The sequence below is a fragment of the Streptomyces recifensis genome, from assembly GCF_002154615.1.
Classification (GTDB): domain Bacteria; phylum Actinomycetota; class Actinomycetes; order Streptomycetales; family Streptomycetaceae; genus Streptomyces; species Streptomyces griseoluteus.
Genome location: NZ_MUNH01000532.1, coordinates 1 through 6,727 on the forward strand (window position 1 = coordinate 1; position 6,727 = coordinate 6,727).

The window sequence follows — 6,727 nt, forward strand, 5'->3', positions numbered from 1 at the left end:
GACGAGGTCACCGTGGACGGGGCCCGCGAGATCCTCGCCACCGCCCCCGGCGTGGTCCTGTGCGACGACCCGGCCGCCGGGGAGTACCCCACCCCGGCCGACGTCGTGGGCACCGATCCCACCTGGGTGGGCCGGGTGCGCCGGGCGCTGGACGACCCCACCGCGCTCGAACTCTTCGTCTGCGGAGACAACCTGCGCAAGGGCGCCGCCCTCAACACCGCCCAGATCGCCGAGCTGGTGGCCGCTGAAATGATGTGAGAACCCGTGCTTTTCATGGGATTCTCCTCGGGAATGTGGCCGGAACCATGGTCCAAACCACTTGTACCCGGCCTTCGTCACGACAGAGGATTTCCCTCCCAGTCCTCCGCAACCGCGCGAGCACCGGGAGCGTCTTTGCCCTCACCCTGGTGCGGCGGGACGTGGGTTCCGGGCGCGGGGCGTCGCGGTGGGGCGTGGTGACGCCCTTTCAACTAGGCGTAGGGGAAGAGCGGGACGCATGGCGGCACTTGAGGAACTGTCGGTCGTCGTGAATGTGACGCCCGGCACGTACAACCCTGTCGGGGGTACGCGTGTCCAACTGGCGTGGCAGAGGTACTCGAACTCGCACCGACTCTCTTCGAGCCGGGCGTATCCCCAGCAGCCCGCGGCGCGGCGGCGCTCCGGCCGCCCCGTGCGGCACTCCGTCCGCGTGTGCCCGGCGGCATGCCGGTGATCGCGCCCATGCCCGCCGCGCGCCCCACCCGCATACCCGGCCAGCGCGACGGCGCCGACGACACCGCGGCCGCCGCGGCCGCCGGCACGACCGTCGACCACCTCACCGAGACCTACCGGGCGCACTACCGCTCCCTGCTCGGTCTCGCGGCCCTGCTCCTGGACGACACCGCCTCGTGCGAGGACGTCGTGCAGGAGGCGTTCATCCGTGTCCACTCGGCCCGCAAACGCGTCCGGGACAAGGAGAAGACCCTGGCCTACCTGCGCCAGACGGTCGTCAACCTCTCCCGGTCCGCGCTGCGCCGCCGCATCCTCGGCCTGAAGCTGCTCTCCAAGCCGATGCCGGACATGGCGAGCGCGGAGGAGGGGGCGTACGACCAGCTCGAACGGGACTCGCTCATCAAGGCCATGAAGGGCCTTCAGCGCCGCCAGCGCGAGGTGCTGGTGCTGCGTTACTTCGCGGACATGACGGAGGCCCAGGTCGCCGAGACGCTCGGCATCTCGCTGGGCTCGGTGAAGGCGTACGGCTCACGGGGCATCGCCGCGCTGCGGGTGTCCATGGGGGCCAAGACATGAGCGAGCGGGACGAGCCGGCCGACGAGTCGACCACGGGGGCCGACCGACACGACAAGCCGACGCACGCTGGGAACGAAACTGTGAACGACGGCAGCCGCGGGGAGGAGTCCGCCCGTCCGGACGCCTCCGCCGACGCGGAGACACGCAAGCTCGACGGACTCGACGGACTCGAACGGCTCCTGGAGCTGAGCGGCACGTCGTCGTCCGGCTCCGCAAGGGGCGGCCGGGGCATCGAGGCCGACGGCCTGGACGACGGGCTCGGCGCGGACGAGCAGGCGCTGCGGCGGCTGCTGCACTCCGCCGTGGAGGACGTGGAGCCCCGTACCGGCTCGCTGGAGCATCTGCGGCGGGCCGTTCCCGCGCGCCGGGCCCGCAAGCGGCACGCGGCGGTCGGGATGGCGGCGGCGGCCCTGCTGCTCGGCACCGCGATCCCGGCCCTGGTGCACGTCTCCAACACCGGCGGCACCGACCCCAACACCGCGATGGCCGGCCAGTCCGAGTCGACGCAGGGCACCGAGGGCAAGGGCCGCACCTCCGACGGCGCCACCGGCGACACCCGCGGCACCACGGGCGAGACGCCCAGCACCGGCAAGGACGGCGGTCGGAAGGACGAGCCCGGCAGGAAGGGCGGCGGCGAGTCCGGCGCGCCCGGCGCCGCCGACCCCTCGGCGAGCCTCGCCTCCGGCAGCGCGAGCTGCACCCCGGCCCAGCTGGGTGTCACGGGCAGCGCGAGCGGGCCCGACTCCGCCGGCGTGGTCTACGGCACCTTCCGCGTCGCCAACGTCTCCGGCACCGCCTGCACGGTCACCGGTGCGGGTCAGGTCGGCGCGGTGGCGGTGGGCGCGGCCGACCAGGCCAAGCTGAGCGTGGTCGCGCATGTGTCCGGCGACGCGGCGAGCGGGCTGCCCGATCCGTCGCTGGCAGTGTCCTCGCTGGTGCTGCGGCCGGGCGGCGCGTACGCCGAGAAGTTCGCCTTCGTGCCCTCCGAGACCTGCCCTGTCCCGGGCGGCGGCGACAGCACCACCGGCGGCTCGGCCACCGGCGGGCCCTCGCCCGACCCCTCGCCCAGCGGGGACACGGGCACGACGGCCGGCACCACGGACACCGGCGGCACGGTCGGCGCGGCCCCGCAGCTCGTCACGGTCGACGGCCCGGCCGACGGCAGCGTGCAGGTCACGTACAGCGCGGCCGCCGGCGCGGCGGCGACGGCCGCGGTGCCGAACGCGTGCGCGGGGACGGTGTACTACACCGGCATGCAGTCCGAGAGTTAGACAGCGGTGGGGGTGCCGGCGTCCTCGGGGGCGTCGGCGCCGTCCGTCACCAGGCCCAGCTCGGCGTCGCGGAGGGCCTCGGCCTCGCGGCGCACCAGGCGGAACCACATGAAGACCACGAAGCCGGCGAAGACGAACCACTCGCCGGTGTAGCCGAGGTTCTGGAACGCCTTCAGGTCCAGCCCCGTCCCGACGGGCGCGGTGGCGGGCACCGCCTTCATCCCGGCATCACCCCGGTCGAGGGTCACCCAGGCCGCGTACAGCTTGTCCGGCACCAGGTTGACCAGCGAGGCCGGGGCGATGGCGTTGGTCTGCCCGGCGGGCAGTCCGCCGGTCGCGGGGACGCCGTTGCTGCCCGGTGACTCGGGTGCCTGGAGCGCGCCGGTCACGGTGACCTCGCCGGCCGGGGGCTTCGGCGCCTTCGCCGGGTCGGCCGCACCGGGCAGCCAGCCCCGGACCACGGGGAGGGACTCGCCGGACGGGGTGCGCAGCAGGGTCACGACGTAGAAGCCGGTCCTGCCGTCCAGCTCACGGCCGGGCGAGAGCAGCTGCCTGCCGTACTCGCCGCTGACCACGACCCGCCGTCCCGAGGTGGCCTTGTCCACGGGCAGCATCCGGGCGAGCGGTACCGCCTGCTCGTGGCGGGAGTCCGCCGCCTGTTCGGTGGCGGTGCGATGATCCTGCACCCGCCCCTCGAACCGGCTGAGCTGCCACGACCCCATGAACACGCAGAACGGGATGGCGAGCAGCACGAAGACGTTGATGCCCCACCAGCGGGGTGTCAGCAGAAACCGGTACACGCTCCAAAGGTACGGCGCCCCCTTTGTCACCTTCACTCCGGGCCCGGACCCGGCCGGGCCCGGGACCTCGTTGCCCAGCTCAGGGGTGTCCCGGAGGGCGTCGGACGGGTGATCCTAGGGGGCATGGACAAAGCTGACGAAGCTGTGGAGATGCCCGACTGGGAGAAGCGGTTCCGTGCGCCGAGGGTCTCGCTGCCGGACTGGGCCGAGGACGCGCCCGACCGCTCGCTGTTCGTGTCGAACGCGACCGGCACGTACGAGCTGTACGCGTGGGACCGTGCGAGCGGTGCGCAGCGGCAGGCGACGGACCGGCCGAACGGCACGACGGACGGCGTGCTCTCGCCGGACGGCGAGTGGATCTGGTGGTTCGACGACAAGGACGGGGACGAGTTCGGGGTCTGGCGCCGCCAGCCCTTCGGGGGCGGCCCCGACGAGACGGCCGTACCGGGCCTCGCGCCCTCCTACCCGGCCGGGCTCGCCCTGGGCCGGGACGGGCGGACGGCCGTGGTCGGCCGGTCCACCGACGAGGACGGTACGACGATCCACCTCGCGCGCGCCGGTGAGGCGCCGGTGGAGATCTACCGGCACCGCGAGTCCGCCGGCGTCGGCGACCTCTCGCACGACGGCACGCTGATCGCGATCGAGCACACCGAGCACGGCGACGCCATGCACAGCGCCCTGCGCGTGCTGCGCCCGGACGGCACGGCCGTCGCCGACCTGGACGACACCCGTGGCGGCACCGAGGAGCTGGGCCTGGAGGTGCTGGGGTTCGCCCCCGTCGACGGCGACACCCGCCTCCTCATCGGCCACCAGCGCCGGGGCCGCTGGGAGCCGCTGGTCTGGGACGTGGCGAGCGGCGCGGAGACGGACCTACCGCTGGACCTGCCCGGCGACGTGGCCGCCGAGTGGTACCCGGACGGCTCCGCCCTGCTGATCGCGCACGGCTTCGAGGCCCGCAGCGAGCTGTTCCGCTACGACCTCGCCACCCGCGAGCTGGACCGTATCCCCACCCCGCCCGGCACCGTCTCCGGGGCGACCGCCCGCCCCGACGGCAGCGTGGAGTACCTGTGGTCCTCGGCCGCGGAGCCGCCGGTGGTCCGCTCCACGAAGGGTGAGGTCGTGCTCGACCCGCCCGGCCTGAAGAGCCCGCCCTCGGTCGCGGTGGAGGACGTGTGGGTGGACGGCCCCGGCGGCCGTATCCACGCCCTCGTCCAGAAGCCCGCCTGGGCCACCGGCCCCCTCCCGACCGTGTTCGACCTGCACGGCGGTCCCACCTGGCACGACAGCGACTCCTTCGCCGCGGGCCCGGCGGCCTGGGTGGACCAGGGGTACGCCGTGGTCCGCGTCAACTACCGCGGGTCCACCGGGTACGGGCGCGCCTGGACCGACGCCCTCAAGCACCGGGTCGGGCTGATCGAGCTGGAGGACGTGGCCGCGGTGCGCGAGTGGGCCGTCTCCTCCGGCCTCGCCGACCCCGAGCGCCTCGTCCTCACCGGGGGCTCCTGGGGCGGCTACCTCACCCTCCTCGGCATCGGCACCCAGCCGGAGGCGTGGACGGTGGGCATCGCCGTGGTGCCGGTCGCGGACTACGTCACCGCCTACCACGACGAGATGGAGGCGCTGAAGGCCATGGACCGCACCCTCCTGGGCGGCACCCCGGAGGAGGTCCCGGACCGCTTCGCCGCGTCCTCCCCGCTGACCTACGTCGACCAGGTCAAGGCCCCCGTCTACATCTCCGCCGGCGTCAACGACCCCCGCTGCCCCATCCGCCAGATCGACAACTACGTCACCCGCCTCCGCGACCGCGGCGCCCCCCACGAGGTCTACCGCTACGACGCGGGCCACGGCTCCCTGGTGGTGGACGAACGCATCAAGCAGGTCCGCCTCGAGATGGACTTCGCCCGGCGGCACCTGGGGGGCTCGGAGGAGTAGCGCTCCCCGGCCGGGTCCCGCCAGGTCCCGGCGGGGGGCGATCACCCGGTCGGGAGCGGCCAAGGCAGCGCGCGGTCGGTGTCCCGCCGCCCGCCAGGGCGCCGCGAGGCGCGGGGGCCGGCGGACCGGCCCTGTGCCGCCGGGCGGGACAGACCCGCCGGGCAACCGCTGCCTCCACCGGGACGGTTCAGCCGAACTCCGCCAGCCCCCGGCGCGTCGCCGCGATCACCACCCGGTCGTCCTTCGTGAGGAGGTGGCCGGGTGGGGTGTCGGGGGCGTTCTCGACGGCGAGGGCGCGCCAGACGCCGGGTTCGAAGGCGGACGCCAGGGTGCGGCCCTCCAGTTGGGGGCGGTTGGCGACATCGACCGACGCGAAGACGAGTACCCGGCGTTCCACCGGGACCGCGCCCAGGACGCGGCGGCCCAGCATGGCTCCGGCGAAGGCGGGGGCCGAGAGGTGGGAGACGCTGCGGCTCCGGGTGGTGGCCAACGGGTGGGCGACGCGCAGGGTGCGGTACACGGCGGTGGCGAAGTCGTCGTCGTACAGGCGCAGTACCACGCGGAGGTCGGGGCGGACGCCCCGCGCGTACAGCACGGCCTCCAGGTTGGTGGTGTCCGCGCTGGTCACCGCGAGGAGGGCGTGCGCCCGGTGGATCTTGGCCGCCTCCAGTACGCCCTCCTGCGTGACGTCCCCTATCACCACCGGCACCCGCAGCCGCCGCGCCACCGCCAGCCCGCGCGCCTCCGGGTTGCCCTCCACGCACACCACCGGCACGTGCAGCTCGCGCAGCCGGATCAGCACCCGCGTGCCGATCTTCCCCAGCCCCAGCAGGACCACGTGTCCGCCCAGTCCGCGCGGAGGCTTGCGCAGCGCGGACTGCGTACGGAAGGTGCCCAGCCCCTCCAGTACGGCGGCCAGCAGCACCGGAAGCAGCAGCAACCCGACGAGGCCGGAGAGGAGTTGGAGGATCTGGCGTCCCAACGGCTGCCCCAGCGCGGGGTCGTCGATGGCGAACAGGTCCAGCAGGGTGAAGTAGAAGGCCCGCACCGGATGGATGCCGGTCACGATCGACAGGGCCACCGCGAGCGCGATCACGCAGCCCGCCAGTACCGCCAGCGACCACCTCAACTGCTTGGAGAACAGGGAGGAGAGCGGCGGGACACCGCCCACGCCGAGCCCGTTCCCCGGCGCCGCGCCCTCCGCCGCCGAGAACCGCTCCAGCATCACCCGCGACCGCGCCCCGGCCCGCCTTACCTCCTCGTCGTCGGGCAGCAGCACCGGCCCCTCGTCGTCCCCGTCGGCGGACAGCAGGGCGAGCGTGCACAGGCCGGGCGGCGCCGGGCTCCCGGCCGCAGGGGCGACCCGTTCCACCGCGCGCAGCAGCAGCCCCTCCGCCTGGATCACCTTGCCGGTACCGGCGACGGCGGTCGCGGCGA

General features: G+C 74.2%; 6 protein-coding genes. 4 read left to right on the top strand and 2 right to left on the bottom strand.

Annotated elements, in window-relative coordinates; all coding sequences use genetic code 11:
- The 3 genes from CCN33_RS25000 to CCN33_RS25010 all read left to right on the top strand — a co-directional run.
- Positions 1-258, top strand: a 258-nt coding sequence (locus CCN33_RS25000) for an Asd/ArgC dimerization domain-containing protein (RefSeq protein ID WP_279628202.1), incomplete at its 5' end; no start/stop codon positions are given.
- 444 nt (positions 259-702) lie between these two features.
- Positions 703-1,287, top strand: a complete 585-nt coding sequence (locus CCN33_RS25005) for a SigE family RNA polymerase sigma factor (protein ID WP_086695733.1) — start codon at positions 703-705, stop codon at positions 1,285-1,287.
- A gap of 80 nt (positions 1,288-1,367) precedes the next feature.
- Positions 1,368-2,558, top strand: a complete 1,191-nt coding sequence (locus CCN33_RS25010) for a hypothetical protein (RefSeq protein ID WP_244173933.1) — start codon at positions 1,368-1,370, stop codon at positions 2,556-2,558.
- Here CCN33_RS25010 and CCN33_RS25015 read toward each other — a convergent pair.
- On the bottom strand, positions 2,555-3,358 hold the full coding sequence (locus tag CCN33_RS25015; RefSeq protein WP_086695734.1) for an SURF1 family protein: 804 nt from the start codon (positions 3,356-3,358) through the stop codon (positions 2,555-2,557). The two genes, CCN33_RS25010 and CCN33_RS25015, sit on opposite strands and share 4 nt — an antisense overlap.
- A gap of 123 nt (positions 3,359-3,481) precedes the next feature.
- Between CCN33_RS25015 and CCN33_RS25020 the strand changes: the two genes are divergently transcribed.
- On the top strand, positions 3,482-5,290 hold the full coding sequence (locus CCN33_RS25020) for a S9 family peptidase (protein ID WP_086695735.1): 1,809 nt from the start codon (positions 3,482-3,484) through the stop codon (positions 5,288-5,290).
- 187 nt (positions 5,291-5,477) lie between these two features.
- On the opposite strand, the gene CCN33_RS25025 is transcribed toward CCN33_RS25020, so the two are convergent.
- Positions 5,478-6,727: potassium channel family protein (locus tag CCN33_RS25025; RefSeq protein ID WP_086695736.1), on the bottom strand; the 1,250-nt coding region annotated here is incomplete at its 5' end.

What these genes read in the sequence shown, in the direction of transcription:
- CCN33_RS25005 (WP_086695733.1), top strand. Translation starts at nt 703, where the DNA reads ATGCCGGTGATCGCGCCCATGCCCGCCGCGCGCCCCACCCGCATACCC.
- CCN33_RS25020 (WP_086695735.1), top strand. Translation starts at nt 3,482, where the DNA reads ATGGACAAAGCTGACGAAGCTGTGGAGATGCCCGACTGGGAGAAGCGG.